Source organism: Neorhizobium sp. SOG26 (assembly GCF_003491345.1).
Taxonomy (GTDB): Bacteria; Pseudomonadota; Alphaproteobacteria; order Rhizobiales; family Rhizobiaceae; genus Neorhizobium; species Neorhizobium turbinariae.
In genome coordinates, this window is the sequence record NZ_CP025512.1 from 3,280,030 (window position 1) to 3,293,512 (window position 13,483).

Annotated in this window: 16 protein-coding genes; 7 read left to right on the forward strand and 9 right to left on the reverse strand. The window is 61.9% G+C overall.

Annotation, left to right across the window (positions count from 1 at the left end):
• Positions 1-9: 9 nt before the first annotated feature.
• The 4 genes from CYG48_RS16110 to CYG48_RS16125 form a co-directional block, all read right to left on the reverse strand.
• On the reverse strand, positions 10-1,512 hold the full coding sequence (locus CYG48_RS16110; RefSeq protein WP_118851302.1) for a type II and III secretion system protein family protein: 1,503 nt from the start codon (positions 1,510-1,512) through the stop codon (positions 10-12).
• Between the two features lie 57 nt (positions 1,513-1,569).
• The gene (cpaB, locus tag CYG48_RS16115; RefSeq protein ID WP_118851303.1) at positions 1,570-2,376 is read right to left on the reverse strand and encodes a Flp pilus assembly protein CpaB; all 807 of its coding nucleotides are present in this window, start codon (positions 2,374-2,376) and stop codon (positions 1,570-1,572) included.
• A gap of 103 nt (positions 2,377-2,479) precedes the next feature.
• The gene (locus CYG48_RS16120; RefSeq protein WP_118851304.1) at positions 2,480-3,010 is read right to left on the reverse strand and encodes an A24 family peptidase; all 531 of its coding nucleotides are present in this window, start codon (positions 3,008-3,010) and stop codon (positions 2,480-2,482) included.
• Between the two features lie 95 nt (positions 3,011-3,105).
• Complete coding sequence (locus CYG48_RS16125) at positions 3,106-3,297, reverse strand: Flp family type IVb pilin (protein ID WP_118851305.1); 192 nt, start codon at positions 3,295-3,297, stop codon at positions 3,106-3,108.
• A gap of 398 nt (positions 3,298-3,695) precedes the next feature.
• On the opposite strand from CYG48_RS16125, the gene CYG48_RS16130 reads away from it, so the two are divergent.
• The 7 genes from CYG48_RS16130 (at position 3,696) to CYG48_RS16160 (ending at position 9,070) form a co-directional block, all read left to right on the forward strand.
• A complete protein-coding gene (locus CYG48_RS16130) occupies positions 3,696-4,115 on the forward strand; it encodes a pilus assembly protein N-terminal domain-containing protein (protein WP_118851306.1) in 420 nt (139 codons plus the stop codon).
• A gap of 88 nt (positions 4,116-4,203) precedes the next feature.
• The gene (locus tag CYG48_RS16135) at positions 4,204-4,818 is read left to right on the forward strand and encodes a TadE/TadG family type IV pilus assembly protein (protein WP_340162631.1); all 615 of its coding nucleotides are present in this window, start codon (positions 4,204-4,206) and stop codon (positions 4,816-4,818) included.
• Positions 4,815-5,408 carry a TadE/TadG family type IV pilus assembly protein gene (locus CYG48_RS16140; RefSeq protein ID WP_118851307.1) on the forward strand — a complete coding sequence of 198 codons (594 nt, stop codon included), beginning with the start codon at positions 4,815-4,817 and terminating at the stop codon, positions 5,406-5,408. Before CYG48_RS16135 ends, CYG48_RS16140 begins: the two co-directional genes overlap by 4 nt.
• 103 nt (positions 5,409-5,511) lie before the next feature.
• On the forward strand, positions 5,512-6,732 hold the full coding sequence (locus CYG48_RS16145; RefSeq protein WP_118851308.1) for a phosphopentomutase: 1,221 nt from the start codon (positions 5,512-5,514) through the stop codon (positions 6,730-6,732).
• On the forward strand, positions 6,729-7,715 hold the full coding sequence (locus CYG48_RS16150) for an adenosine deaminase (RefSeq protein WP_118851309.1): 987 nt from the start codon (positions 6,729-6,731) through the stop codon (positions 7,713-7,715). Before CYG48_RS16145 ends, CYG48_RS16150 begins: the two co-directional genes overlap by 4 nt.
• A 92-nt stretch (positions 7,716-7,807) precedes the next feature.
• Positions 7,808-8,437 (forward strand): uracil phosphoribosyltransferase, encoded by a 630-nt coding sequence (gene upp / locus CYG48_RS16155; protein ID WP_118851310.1) that lies wholly within the window; start codon positions 7,808-7,810, stop codon positions 8,435-8,437.
• Between the two features lie 117 nt (positions 8,438-8,554).
• A complete protein-coding gene (locus tag CYG48_RS16160) occupies positions 8,555-9,070 on the forward strand; it encodes a TIGR02281 family clan AA aspartic protease (RefSeq protein WP_118851311.1) in 516 nt (171 codons plus the stop codon).
• On the opposite strand, the gene deoA is transcribed toward CYG48_RS16160, so the two are convergent.
• From deoA to CYG48_RS16185, 5 genes are all read right to left on the reverse strand, one after another.
• Positions 9,071-10,381, reverse strand: a complete 1,311-nt coding sequence (deoA, locus tag CYG48_RS16165) for a thymidine phosphorylase (RefSeq protein ID WP_118851312.1) — start codon at positions 10,379-10,381, stop codon at positions 9,071-9,073. It abuts the gene before it with no gap.
• Entirely contained in the window at positions 10,381-11,151 is a 771-nt protein-coding gene (deoC, locus tag CYG48_RS16170; protein WP_118851313.1) for a deoxyribose-phosphate aldolase, read from the reverse strand. Before deoC ends, deoA begins: the two co-directional genes overlap by 1 nt.
• Positions 11,152-11,300: 149 nt before the next feature.
• Positions 11,301-12,089 carry a purine-nucleoside phosphorylase gene (locus tag CYG48_RS16175; RefSeq protein ID WP_118851711.1) on the reverse strand — a complete coding sequence of 263 codons (789 nt, stop codon included), beginning with the start codon at positions 12,087-12,089 and terminating at the stop codon, positions 11,301-11,303.
• A gap of 10 nt (positions 12,090-12,099) precedes the next feature.
• Positions 12,100-12,504, reverse strand: coding sequence for a cytidine deaminase (locus CYG48_RS16180; RefSeq protein ID WP_118851314.1), 405 nt, complete (start codon positions 12,502-12,504; stop codon positions 12,100-12,102).
• A 5-nt stretch (positions 12,505-12,509) separates the two neighbouring features.
• Positions 12,510-13,481, reverse strand: coding sequence for an ABC transporter permease (locus CYG48_RS16185; protein ID WP_118851315.1), 972 nt, complete (start codon positions 13,479-13,481; stop codon positions 12,510-12,512).
• Positions 13,482-13,483 lie beyond the last annotated feature (2 nt).

The window sequence follows — 13,483 nt, forward strand, 5'->3', positions numbered from 1 at the left end:
CATGACCGCTCACTTGTAGATGAAGCCGACGGCGCCGTGGTATTGCCCTTTGGCAACGGGCTCCTTGCGGCCGTAGATCTTGTTCACACGGTTGAGGAAGAAGGTGGCTGCGTCGTTCTCGGGATTGAAGTTGTCATCCGGCCGCGCGATCTCGTTGCGTGCCACGGGGCGCACCAGATAGGGCGTCGCGATGATGACGAGTTCGGTCTCGTTGCGGACGAAATCCTTGCTGCGGAAGAGCGTGCCGAATACCGGCACCTTCGAGATGCCCGGCAGTCCCGACATCGCCTGGCGCACATTGTCCTGCACGAGGCCGGCAATCACGATCGAACCACCGGACGGCAGTTCCACGGAGGTCGAGGCTTCGCGCTTGCGGATCGACATGTAGGTGTTGCCTGCGACCCGCGGCGAGATGCCGTTGCCGGTCACGGCAGAACCCTCATAGGTCGGTTCGGAAACGTTTGTCTCGATCTGCAGGCTGATGCGGCCGGGGGAGAGCACCACCGGCTTGAAGTTCAGCTCGATGCCGTAGTCGACCGTCTGGATGGTCCGCTCGACGGTGGTCGCGTTGTTCTGGGTGCTGACTTCCTGGGTGCCCGGCAGGCGGTATTCGCCGCCGACATAGAACTTGGCCTGCTGGCCGGAGATTGCGGTGAGGCTCGGTTCGGCGAGCGTGCGCATCACGCCGGCCTGTTCCATGGCGTTCATGTAGGTGGCAAGGCTGGTATTGCCGACGAGGCCGCCCAGCGCACCCGTGGCGACCGTATTGATGGCATTGCCGAGATTTGCCGGGTTAGCGAAGGAGATCGAGCCGCGCGGACCCTGCACCGAGCCGTTGAAGCCGAGCTGCTTCAGCACCTGGCGGCTGACTTCGGCAACCGTCACCTTCAGCGTTACCTGGTCCTCACCCTCGATGGTGAGCAGGTTGACGATCTGCGATTGCTGGCGGTCTTCGGCAAAAATGTCCGCGTCGCCGTTGTTACCCTGCGCGGTGATATTACGGGTGGTGGCTTCACCGCCCTTGAGGAAGGCGTTGGCAAGCCGTTCGGCCTGCGCTGAATCCTGTGGCGTGCGCACGGTGCCAGACAGCACGATGTTGTCTGAGATGATTTCGACCTTGATGGCCGACTCCGGCAGGAACCGGCGAAGGTTCTGCTCGAGGCCGGAGATGTCGCGCTCGATCTGTACGTCGAGGCTTACAATTTCCTCGCCGCCCGGGCCGAAAACGAAGATGTTCGTCTGGCCGACCGTCTTGCCGAAGAGGTAGATGCGGCGCGAGGTGCGGGTGACCGCATCCGCCATGGTCGGATCAGCGACCAGGATGTCATGGGCGTCGGAGGGAAGATCGACGACGAGCGCCTTGTTCAAGCCGAGCGACAGGCGCTTGCGCACGCCAGGGCCGCCATCGGTGATGCGGATGACGCTATTGCTCGCGGCTTTCGCCTGCGGAATGCCGAAGCTCGCGTGGTCGAGGCTTGTCGGCATGCTTGAAAACGCAAGGCAGAAGGCCATGCTGGCCGCTGCCGAACTGCGAATTCTATGGATCAGCTTGCTCACGTGACAGCTCCGTTACTTCGCTTGCATCGGCGTGCTTTTGACGACCGTGCCAGACTTGATCACCTGAATCTCGTTCTTGCCGTCACCGTCGTGCAGCAGGTAGTCGGCGGCTGCGGTATCGGCTTCCTGGGAGTCGGCGACGGAGCGCAGGGCAAGCGTCAGGCGGTCTGCCATCTGCTGCGCCACGGCGATCACCTTGGCTTGGTCGGGGGTGAGTTCGAGCGTGGCAGTCGTACCAACGACAGCCTTCGAACCGTCCTCGCTCTCCTGGATCTGCTGGTCGATTGCCAGCACGCGGACGTTGTTCAGGATGTTTTCGGTGATGTAGCCGCCGCCATCCTTGTTCTGGCGGACCATGATGATGTCGACCCGGTCGTTCGGCAGCACGAAGCCACCGGCACCGGTCGCGACAGAGATCTCGGTCGCGACGGCGCGTTTGCCGGAGGGAAGCAGCGAGGCCATGATGCGGCTCGAGGCATCGGCGATCTTTTCGGCGCGAACCGGCTCGCCCTTGAACATCGGCATGCGCACGATCGTGCCTTGCAGCTCGGTGACCGCCTCCGGGCGGATCGAGTCGGTGATGAACCCGTCGATGAGACCGCTCTGCGGCCAGGCCACCCACTCGACCGCCTTGTCGCTGATGCGGCTACCGACGGGAAGGTTTTCAGCGGAGACGAGAACCCGAACCGTGGGCTCTTTCTGCACGATCGTCTCCACGACGCCCGGCGCTTTCGCTCCGGTCAACTGCATGGCGAGCAGTCCCGCGAGGCCTGCAGCCACGACGGCAACCGAAAGAATGATGATACGGGTCGGCTTCATGAGGCCAGTCCTTGGAAATACAATCTCCGGGAACAATGGCCTTCAAAGGTGTAATTATAGTTAACGACTTGCTGCCGTCTTTGGTTAACGGAAAGTTTCTTTTTTAACTTTCACTGAAAAGCCCGAGCGCCCACATGTATAGTGGAGATTGCGCAAGTGTCAGCATGCCACCAATCGCAATCGCGATCCCGTAAGGGATCTTCTTGGCCGTCACCATGGATGAGGGCAGGGGGACGCCCAGCGACACGACCCTGTGGGCCTGGCTGCGCAACAGCAGGAAGACGAGTGTCACCACGCCACCAGCAAAGGCGACAGCCGTGAGGAAGGCGATCAGCGAGCTGTTGAGTCCGTACCAAAGCGCAATCGCTGTCAGCAACTTGGCGTCACCGCCGCCCATGACGTTGACGGCAAAGAGACCGAAGCAGGCGATGAAGACAAGAAGTGCGGCGAGCGCGGCGAAACCCAGTTCGACGGCACCCATGCCGGCGAGCGGCGCCAAGAGGAGAAAAGCCACCGCAAGGCCTAGGGAGATGCGGTTGGGAATGGTCATCGTGATCAGGTCGCTGAGCGCCGCGTAGATCAACGCAGCGACCGGCACTGAAAGAACCAGGACGGCGACAACAACATCGACCATGCACTTTCCTTTCAAGAAGACCTGAGAGCAAAAAATAACGAGGGTCGCCAGTCGGCGGCCCTCGTTCATGTTCTACCGATCCAGGCTGATAGCAATCAGCAAGAAGTGGTGGCGGCGGCGCTGCAGTTCAGCTTGTTCGAGATGCTGGTGAACTGGGTATTCAGCTTGCTGCCGAGCGTAGTGGCGCCAGCGATCAGGGCGACGGAGATGAGGGCAGCGATCAGGCCGTATTCGATTGCGGTTGCGCCGGATTCGTCTTTGCGGAAACGGGCGAAAAGCTTTGACATGGGACTCTCCTAAGTAGAATTGTTGTTCAGCACTTCCCGACAACTGTTTCCGTTGTTCGGATGGACCAAATCTACAAAGGGACGATTTCCATCACCTTAAGGAATGCAGTTAAGAAGGTGTTAATGCCCCACGGTTTGGATCGAGGTGAATGATGTCTCCAGACTTTCCGTAGTATTTTAGCGATCTCGCCTCGCCTGTGTTACGGGCTAAATTAACGCCTGCTTGTGTTGTGGCGAGAATGTTTCTGTCGATTTATGAGGAATAGCTTGATCGCAGCATGTTCCATACCTGGAGCTGTCGAGCCGGGTGCTTGGCCCAGCTTGTCGTCTTAACGCTTGTTTCACCAATCACGTCCATTATCGGTTAAGCACTGTTTCCAGACTGAAGGCCGATCCTCATGTCCATACTCAGCCTCGTGGTTCGATTCGCGGCGTTTGGCGGCATTAGCCTTGCCTGTGCCGGACAGGTATCCGCCCAGGACGGCGACGTCGATCTCCTGCGGGTCTTCATGAATCACGCCCGCGTGCTGAAGCTCGACCGGCCGGTGAGCAAGGTCATTGTGGGCAATGCCAACGTTGCGGATGCGACGGTGGCGGATCCCACCACGATCGTGTTGACGGGCCGCAGCTTCGGAACCACCAACCTTGTCCTGCTTGACGCCGAGGGCAATGCGATTGCCGACGAGCGGGTGCTGGTTTCGATCGACGAGGGCAACACGGTCCGCGTCTTCCGCCAGACGGCGCGCTCCATCCTGTCCTGCACGCCGAACTGCGAACAGCACGCCGAATTCTCCGCGACGGCCGCCGGCGCGCCCTGAACGGCACAGATTGCTAAACTGAAAGCCATCTTGGCAACGGAATATCAATAGTCCGCCGATACCTTCCAGGATGAAGGAAGGGGTTTGGATGGTAGGCATGCGCCAGGACTGTGACGTCATCCACGACAGCTCGGACACGAAGCCGAAGCGCAAGGGCGTTTGGCGGCGTATCCTGCGTTCCGACGACGGCGCGGCGGCCATCGAGTTCACGATCCTCGCCATTCCCTATTTCATCATCGTCTTCGCGATCGTCGAGACCTTTATCGCCTTCACCGGTGAGCAGCTGATCTCCAACGCGGTCGACACCCTCTCGCGCAAGATCCGCACCGGGCAGATCACCAACACGATGAAGACGGAGCAGTTCCGCCAGGCGTTCTGCGAAGAAATCTCCATCATGATCCAGTGCGACGCCAACGAGGTGGCGCAGCCGAATAAACTGCTGCTGGATGTACGCAGCTACGCGAGTTTCGCCGATATCCCGAAGACGCTTCCGATCAATTCGGCAGGTGACATCGATGGTGCTTCCTTCGGCTTTGCGCCGGGCAAGCAGAACACGATCAACATGGTTCGTGCCTTCTACAAGTGGAATATCATCACCGACATCCTGCGACCGATGCTCAGCACCATCAAACCCGCCGGTGATGACTCCGGTTACTTCCTGATTGTTGAGACGTCTGCCTTCCGGAACGAGGATTATCCATGATCCAGGAGGCGAAGCTGAAGATGCGCCATTCCGGCATCCTGATCCGGCTGCGGGATTTCCTGCGCGATTGCCGGGGTGTGGGTGCGGTTGAATTCGCGCTGATCGCGCCGATCCTCCTAAGCCTCTACATCACCTCGTTCGAGATCACCGTCGGTTTGAGCGTTGCCAAGCGCGTCACCCGCAGCGCCAGCACGATCGCCGATCTGCTGACGCGGGAGTCCTCCGTGTCGAGTGCTACATTGGCGAACATGACGGCTGTTGGAGACAGCATCCTGTTTCCCTTCAAGCCGGCAAGCAAGGTAATCAAGGTTACCGGCGTGAAGCTCGATGCATCCGGTGCGCCCAAGGTCGCCTGGTCTTGGTCAAGTGCCGGCGGCGCGCCTTATGCGGTCGGCACGCCGGTTGATGTTCCAAACGACATGCGCTTGCCCGACACCTTCCTCATCCGCGCCGAAGTGGCGGTTGGTCACAAGCTGCTGATGTTCCTGTCCGGCCCTGAGGGCAGCGGTTACCAGAACATCACGATTGCGCGGGAATTCTTCTACCGCCAGCGCACCGGGAGCGAAATTTCCTGCAACGGCTGCAGCTAGGCCACCCTTTCACCCCTTTGCTAAAATACGGCTGCGGCTATATGAAAACAGGTTCCGTACCGGCAGGCACGGGATGAGCAGTTTTGCGACTTCCAGGTGACCGATGGCGCGTGCCTTTCTTTTCGTTCTTGATTCCTTTGGCGTAGGTGGCGCGCAGGATGCCGAAGTCTATGGTGACCTTGGATCGAACACGCTCGGGCACATCGCAGAGTTTTGCGCGGCGGGCATCGGTGATCGCGCGGGCCTTCGCGAGGGCCCGCTGACGCTGCCGAACATGTCCTCCCTGGGCTTGCTGGAGATCGCCAAGCTGGCGACGGGAGATTATCCCGCCGCCATGCCGATGCCGGAGCGGGTCTTCGGCCTCCATGGCGCCGCCAACGAAGTGTCGCGCGGCAAGGACACGCCGTCCGGTCACTGGGAGATCGCCGGCGCGCCGGTGATGTTCGACTGGGGTTATTTCCCGACCGAAGGTGATGCCTTTCCGCCTGAATTGGTCGAGGCGATCTGCCGCGAGGGCAATATCCCCGGCATCCTCGGCAATTGCCATGCCTCCGGCACAGAGATCATTGCAAGACTCGGGGAGGAGCATATCCGTAGCGGCAAGCCGATCTGCTACACGTCGAGCGACTCGGTTTTCCAGATTGCCGCCCACGAGACCCATTTCGGCCTCGACCGGCTGCTGGAGCTCTGCCAGGTGGTGCGCGAACTGCTCGACCCGCTGAATATCGGCCGCGTCATCGCGCGTCCCTTCATCGGCGAGAGCCCGGAAACCTTCGCCCGCACCGGAAGCCGCCGCGATTACTCAGTGCCGCCGCCGGAGCCGACCCTGCTCGACCGGCTGGTCCGCGGCGGTCGCTCGGTACATGCCGTCGGCAAGATCGGCGACATCTTCGCCCACCAGGGCGTCACTCGGGTGATCAAGGCCACCGGCAACCATGACATCATGCAGGCGTCGCTGGCGGCCATGGATGAAGCGGCCATCGGCGATCTTGTCTTCAGCAACCTTGTCGATTTCGACATGCTCTATGGCCACCGTCGCGACGTGCCAGGTTACGCGGCAGCACTCGAGGCTTTCGACCTGATGATCCCGGACATCCACCGCAGGCTGAAGCCGGGCGACCTCGTCATTCTCACGGCCGACCACGGCTGCGATCCGACCTGGAGGGGAACGGACCACACCCGTGAACGGGTGCCGATCATGGCCTTCGGCCCCGGCATCCGGTCGCGCTCAATCGGCATCCGCTCGACCTATGCCGACATAGCCGAAACCGTTGCCTCACACCTTTCCATCGCGCCAGGGCCGCATGGCCGGAGCTTCCTTTGACCCAGCATCTCCTGAAAGCCGAAATCCATTGTCACCTTGAGGGCGCGGCACCGCCATCTCTTGCTGAAGCCCAGGCCCGGAAATACGGCATGGAAACGGACCACATCATCCAGGACGGTTCCTACCGCTGGTCGGATTTTTCCGAATTCCTCGTCTGTTACGATGCCGTCGCCTCGCTGTTTCGCACAGCCGAAGACTACGCGCTGCTGACGGAGACCTATCTGGCCGAGCTTTCGGCGGCGAATACCATCTACAGCGAGATCATCGTCTCGCCGGATCATGGCGACCGTATCGGGTTGGGTGCCGATGCCTACCTCGCCGGGATCTGTGATGGCATCGAAGCGGCGCGGGAGAAGACCGGGATCGAGACGCGCATCATCATCACCGGCGAACGCCATTTCGGTGTCGATCGGGTCGTGGCCGCTGCCGAATATGCAGCGCGTAACCGCCATCCGCTGGTGACCGGCTTCAACATGGCCGGCGAGGAGCGGATGGGCCGCGTGGCGGATTATGCACGCGCCTTCGATATCGCCCGTGATGCGGGCCTTGGCCTCACCATCCATGCCGGCGAAGTCTGCGGCGCGTTCAGCGTCGCCGATGCCCTCGAGTTGGTGAAGCCGGCGCGTATCGGCCACGGCGTGCGGGCAATCGAAGATCCGGCCGTTGTCGAGCGGCTGGTGGAACTCGGCACCGTGCTCGAAGTCTGCCCGGGCTCCAACATCGCGCTCAATGTCTATCTGGACTTCGCCAGCCACCCGCTGAAGCAGCTGAAAGCGGCAGGCGTGCGCGTCTGCATCAATTCGGATGACCCGCCGTTCTTCCACACCTCGCTGGCGCGGGAATACGAGATCGCCGCGCAAGAGTTTGGCATGAGCGATGAGGAGATCAACGCGATGACCCGCACCGCGCTGGAAGCCGCCTTCGTGGATGAAGACACGCGCACACGCCTGCTCGCCCGGCTGGACGCGGCGCCCACAGCCTAAACGGGCGAGCGGCGTGCAAACATCACGCAGGCCGCTTGCGAAACCTGCCGTTTTCGCTGAAAGAAGGGCAGGTAACCAATAAGGGGAAGCTCATGGACGGCGTCACTGTCATCGATCATCCGCTGGTGCAGCACAAGCTGACGATCATGCGCAAGAAGGAAACCTCCACCGCAGGTTTCCGGCGTTTGCTTCGAGAAATCTCGATGCTCCTCTGCTACGAGGTAACACGCGACCTCGACCTGACGCTGGAAACGATCGAGACGCCGATCACCCAGATGCAGGCACCGATCGTCGAAGGCAAGAAGCTCGTTTTCGTCTCCATCCTGCGCGCAGGCAACGGCCTGCTCGAAGGCATGCTCGAACTGGTGCCGTCGGCACGCGTCTCGCATATCGGGCTTTATCGCGACCACGATACGCTGCAGCCGGTTGAGTATTACTTCAAGGCGCCGGATGATCTCGATGAGCGTCTGATGATCGTCGTTGATCCGATGCTCGCGACGGGCAACTCGGCAATTGCGGCCATCCAGAAGCTCAAGGAACGCGGCGCCCACAACATCCGTTTCCTCTGCCTGCTGGCAGCCCCGGAGGGCATCCGCAACTTCCAGGAAGCCCATCCGGACGTGAAGATCTACACCGCCTCGATCGATGAGCGGCTTAACGAGAAGGGCTATATCGTGCCTGGCCTCGGCGACGCAGGCGATCGCATGTACGGCACCAAGTAGAGCAACGCTTCGCTAACCATATCTTGAGTTTGAAGGGCCTGTCGCGACGCGGCAGGCCCTTTTGTTATGGTTTCGGAGCTAGGCGTGAGCAGTCAAGAGTTTCGCCAAAGAGACGCCATGCTTCTGCGCACCGCCACCATAGCCGCCATCGCAGCCGTGTTCGCCACGCAGATCCCGGCCTTGGTCGAACGCGCCAGGCCGCCGTCGCAGGTGCCTGCCACAGTCGAGGATGCTCCAGCCGTCCAGAATGCCGCTTATACGCCCGGACGCGCAGTGCTCGAGGCAGATGGTCGCGGGCATTTTGAAGCCGCCTTCCGTATCAATGGAAAGCCGGTGGAGGGACTTGTCGATACCGGCGCATCGTTGGTGGCGATCAACGAAACCACCGCCCGGCGCTTGGGTTTCGGCGCCAACAGCCTCGACTTCCGCTACAACGTCAACACCGCAAACGGCCCTACTGAGGCGGCACATATCAAGCTGTCGCGCATGGAAATCGGTGGCGTGCGGGTGCAGAATGTCGATGCCTTCGTGCTGCGCGACAAGGGCCTGTCCGGCACGCTGGTCGGCATGAGCTTCCTCAAGAAGCTCAAATCCTTCCAGGTCGAAGGCGGCAAGCTGAAACTGACGCAGTAGTCAGTTGACCCGCCCGAGGATTACCGCTCGAGCCTCCGGAGCCTTATCGGAGACGGAGTAAGCGGCCAACACATCCTGAACGGCCTTGTCCGCATCCGCCTCGCTGGCAGCATGCACCACGGCGATCGGGTCACCGGCTTCCAGTTTGGCGCTAAGTGGCCTGATTTCCGCGATCCCGACGCGATGATCGATCGGATCGGCGGCACGCTTGCGCCCGCCACCCAGTTCCACCACCGCAAGACCAAGCGCGCGCGTATCGCAGGCGGCAAGATAACCGGACCGCGGCATCGGCACCGCGACCCGGACCGGGGCCTGCTGCAGGTAGGCATCCGGCCGCTCGCAGAAGTCTGCCGGGCCGCCAAGCCCATGCACCATGCGGGCGAAGTGCTCCAGTGCATGGCCGGATGAAAGCGCCACGCGGGCCTTGTTTTCGGCTTCAGCCAGATCGGCCGCAACGCCCGCCGAAACCAGCATCTCGGCGGCTTCAGCAAAAACCACCGTCTCCAGCCGGGTGCCGGCTTTCCGGCCGGCCAGAAAATCAAGGCAGTTGACGACTTCGAGCGCATTGCCGGCGGCATCGGCCAGTGGTTCGTTCATGTCGGTGAGAAGCGCAGTTGTCTTCAACCCGGCACCGTTTGCCACGTCGACCAGCGAGCGGGCAAGCGTCTCGGCGTCCTCCCGGCTGTTCATGAAGGCACCGTTGCCGACCTTCACGTCGAGAACCAGGCTCTCCAGCCCTGCCGCAAGCTTCTTGGACAGGATGGAAGCCGTGATCAGCGGCACGGATTCCACCGTCGCGGTGACGTCGCGGATCGCATACAGACGGCGGTCGGCCGGCGCCAGTTCACTCGTCTGGCCGATAATGGCACAGCCTGCCTCGGACACCACCTTGCGGAATAGTGCGTCATCCGGGGACACATTGTAGCCGGGGATCGACTGCAGCTTGTCGAGCGTTCCGCCCGTGTGGCCAAGCCCGCGGCCGGAGATCATCGGCACGGCGAGACCGCAGGCTGCTACGATCGGCGCGAGCATCAGAGAAACATTATCACCAACACCGCCGGTCGAATGTTTGTCCGCCACGGGTCGGCCGACACCGGTCCAGTCGAGAACTGTGCCGGAATCGCGCATCGCCAGCGTCAGCGCCACCGTCTCATCCCGGGACATGCCCCGAAAGAAAACAGCCATGGCGAAGGCCGCTGCCTGTCCTTCGCTGATCTTCTCCTTCGCAAGCGCGTCGATGAACGCGGCAATCTCCTGCTGTTGCAGGACCTCGCCGTCGCGTTTGCGGCGGATGATCTCCTGGGGGATCATCAGTAGCCCGTCGAGGCGCGCGGTGCCGTGTTGCCGTTGAGGACGGCGAGGATGTCGTCGAGCAGGCCGGACGCACCAAAACGGAAGGTGGACGGCATGATCCAGTTCGGCCCCATCACGGTTTCCGCAAGCCGCAGGTAAAGATCGGCATCCGCCACGGTGCCGATGCCGCCGGCGGGCTTCAGCCCGACGCGTTTCCTGGAATCGCGGATCGCCCGCAGCATGATATCGGCCGCCTCGAGGGTTGCATTGACGGCAACCTTGCCCGTCGAGGTCTTGATGAAATCCGCACCCGCTTCGATGGCAAGCTCCGAGCCGCGACGCACCAGTGCCGCGTCCTTCAACTCGCCGGTCTCGAGAATGACCTTGAGGCAGGACTGCGGGCAGGCGGCGCGCACGGCCTCCACCATTTCCGTCACCGCGGCTTCGTCGCGTGCAATCAGCTTGCGGTAGGGAATGACGAGGTCAATCTCGTCTGCCCCGTCGGCCACCGCCCGGCGTGTTTCTTCCACGACTTCGGCGACCGGAAGATCACCAAAGGGGAAGTTCACGACCGTCGCGATCCGCACCACATGCTCCGGCCCTAGGATGGAGCGGGCATGCGCCACGAAGCGCGGCCAGATGCAGATGGCGGCCGTATGGCCGTTCGGCGTCTGGGCACGCAGGCACAGCTTCTCGATCGCCGCATTGTCGCAGTCGTCGCGCAGGTTGGTCAGGTCAAGAAGCGAAAGCGCGAAAGCGGCAGCTTCACGCGGGCTCAGGAGTTCCATGGGCGTGTCTCTCCGGCTGATTTGAGTGGCTATATTGGTCGTCGGACCCGGCACATGCAACCCGCTCCGGTCAATGAAGTGGTTGCGGCCGATGAAGGGGATCGCTTTTAGCGAAGTCTCGGCGGCTTGTCTTCAAGCCAGGATTTCCTTCAGGCGAGCATTTCCTTGAGGATTGCCGCCAGGCGCTGGCCGCCAATTGGCGCCATGTCCTTGGTTTCGTCGTGGCTAAGCTCCGCGCCGGTCATTCCCGCAGCAAAATTGGTGATGACGGAGGCGGCGGCGACCTTCAGCCCGAAATAGCGCGCCAGGATGACTTCCGGCACCGTCGACATGCCGACGGCATCTGCGCCGAGCGTGCGCGCCATGCGGATTTCCGCCGGCGTTTCGAAGCTTGGGCCGGAGAACCACATGTAGACGCCGGAAAACAGCGGCAGGCCGCAACGGATCGCGGCATTACGCATGTCGAGCGCAAGCGCTGCGTCATAGGCGGTTGTCATGCCGACGAAACGGCGGTCACCGCGCTCGCCGATCAACGGGTTCATGCCGGAGAAGTTGATGTGGTCGGTGATCTGCATCACCGAACCGGGCGGCATGTCTTCGCGCACGGAGCCGGCGGAATTGGTCAGGATCAGCGTCTGGACACCGATGCCGCGCATCACCTCGATTGGCAGCCGCATGGCGGAGGCGTCGCCGTGTTCGTAATAGTGCGCCCGGCCGGACAGCATGATGATCGGCTCGTCGCCGAGATAACCCGCGACCAGTTCGCCCGCATGGCCAGTGACGCCGCTGACGGGAAAACCTTCAAGCTCCGTATAGGACACGCGAACCTGGTCGCGCACTTCGCCAACCAGCGAGCCGAGGCCGGAGCCCAGAACGATGGCGTGCCGCGGCACCAGGCCACCCAGCCGGTCAACGAGGAGATCGATGACTTCCTTCATGGCCTTGGCTTCATCCAATCACGTCCGTCTCGAAGGCGAAGGGCAGGAGTTCCGCCATGGTGACCGTCTTCTGTACGCCGGCCTCGTCGCAGAGGTAGATGCGCGTATCGGCCGAAGCGAATTCAGAAATTTTCTGGCGGCAGCCGCCGCAAGGCGTGCAAAGCGGCAACTTTTCGGCAATGACGGCGAGCTCGGAGATCTTCTTGGATCCGCCCATGATCATCGCGCCGATCGCGGTGGGTTCGGCACACCAGCCCTGAGGGAAGGACAGGTTCTCGATATTGGCGCCGAGATAAACCTTGCCGTCGTCGGCCCGGATGGCAACGCCGACCGGAAATTTCGAATAGGGCGCATGCGCCTTCGTCATAGCCTCGCGGGCTGCTTCAAACAGTGCGTGGGACGCGGGATCGGACATGGCGATTAACGCTCCTTTGTGTAGGGCACGCCGCCGGCCTTCGGCGGACGGGCGACGCCGATAAATCCGGCGAGCAGCACGCAGGTGAGGATGTATGGCAGCGCCTGGAAGATCTGTACCGGCACTTCGCCGATTCCCGGCAGCGCCTTGCCCTGCATGAAGTTGGCGAAAGCATCGAGGAAACCGAACAGCAGACAGGCGAGCATCACCGGCACCGGCTTCCACTTGGCGAAGATGAGCGCCGCGAGCGCGATGTAGCCCTTGCCGGCCGACATGTTGTTGATGAAGGCAGCCGACTGGGCGATCGAGAGGTAGGTGCCGGCAAAACCGCACAGGAAACCGGCGACGATCAGCGCGCGGTAACGCAGCCAGGCGACCGAGATGCCGGCGGTATCCACCGCACCCGGATTTTCACCCACGGCGCGAACGCGCAGGCCAAAGCGGGTCCGGTACAGGATCCACCAGGAAATCGGCACCATCAGGAAGGCGATATAGGTGAGGATGTTGTTGCCGGAGATCACGTTCGCATAAAGCGGCCCGATGATTGGCACATCGCGCATCATCTCGGCACCGGGCAGCGTGATGCCGGAGAAGCGACCGGAGGCCGGCACCTGGCCGGTACGCCCGCCCTGGCCAAACCATGCCGAGCCCAGCACAATCGTCAGACCCGCCGCCACGAAGTTCAGCGCCACGCCGGAAACGATCTGGTTGCCGCGGTTGGTGATCGAGGCAAAGCCGTGGACCAGCGAGAACACGATGGAGGTCGCGATGCCGGTGGCGAGGCCCGCCCAGGCATTGCCGGTCCAGTAGGCGACGCAAGCCGAGGCAAAGGCGGAGGCAAGGATCTTGCCCTCAAGACCGATGTCGAAGATGCCGGCACGTTCGGAGAACAGGCCTGCAAGGGCGGTAAACAGCAGCGGGATCGACAGGCGGATGGCCGAGCCGAGAATGCTGATGAAAATATCGAAATAATCCATGA

Excerpts from the sequence above, each read along its gene's own strand:
- CYG48_RS16120 (WP_118851304.1), bottom strand. The coding sequence starts at position 3,010 with ATGGTCGATGTTGTTGTCGCCGTCCTGGTTCTTTCAGTGCCGGTCGCT.
- deoC (WP_118851313.1), bottom strand. The coding sequence starts at position 11,151 with ATGGAACTCCTGAGCCCGCGTGAAGCTGCCGCTTTCGCGCTTTCGCTT.
- CYG48_RS16175 (WP_118851711.1), bottom strand. The coding sequence starts at position 12,089 with ATGAAGGAAGTCATCGATCTCCTCGTTGACCGGCTGGGTGGCCTGGTG.
- deoA (WP_118851312.1), bottom strand. The coding sequence starts at position 10,381 with ATGATCCCCCAGGAGATCATCCGCCGCAAACGCGACGGCGAGGTCCTG.
- CYG48_RS16140 (WP_118851307.1), top strand. The coding sequence starts at position 4,815 with ATGATCCAGGAGGCGAAGCTGAAGATGCGCCATTCCGGCATCCTGATC.
- CYG48_RS16145 (WP_118851308.1), top strand. The coding sequence starts at position 5,512 with ATGGCGCGTGCCTTTCTTTTCGTTCTTGATTCCTTTGGCGTAGGTGGC.
- cpaB (WP_118851303.1), bottom strand. The coding sequence starts at position 2,376 with ATGAAGCCGACCCGTATCATCATTCTTTCGGTTGCCGTCGTGGCTGCA.
- CYG48_RS16160 (WP_118851311.1), top strand. The coding sequence starts at position 8,555 with ATGCTTCTGCGCACCGCCACCATAGCCGCCATCGCAGCCGTGTTCGCC.
- CYG48_RS16130 (WP_118851306.1), top strand. The coding sequence starts at position 3,696 with ATGTCCATACTCAGCCTCGTGGTTCGATTCGCGGCGTTTGGCGGCATT.
- upp (WP_118851310.1), top strand. The coding sequence starts at position 7,808 with ATGGACGGCGTCACTGTCATCGATCATCCGCTGGTGCAGCACAAGCTG.
- CYG48_RS16185 (WP_118851315.1), bottom strand. The coding sequence starts at position 13,481 with ATGGATTATTTCGATATTTTCATCAGCATTCTCGGCTCGGCCATCCGC.
- CYG48_RS16125 (WP_118851305.1), bottom strand. The coding sequence starts at position 3,297 with ATGTCAAAGCTTTTCGCCCGTTTCCGCAAAGACGAATCCGGCGCAACC.
- CYG48_RS16180 (WP_118851314.1), bottom strand. The coding sequence starts at position 12,504 with ATGTCCGATCCCGCGTCCCACGCACTGTTTGAAGCAGCCCGCGAGGCT.
- CYG48_RS16135 (WP_340162631.1), top strand. The coding sequence starts at position 4,204 with ATGGTAGGCATGCGCCAGGACTGTGACGTCATCCACGACAGCTCGGAC.
- CYG48_RS16110 (WP_118851302.1), bottom strand. The coding sequence starts at position 1,512 with ATGGCCTTCTGCCTTGCGTTTTCAAGCATGCCGACAAGCCTCGACCAC.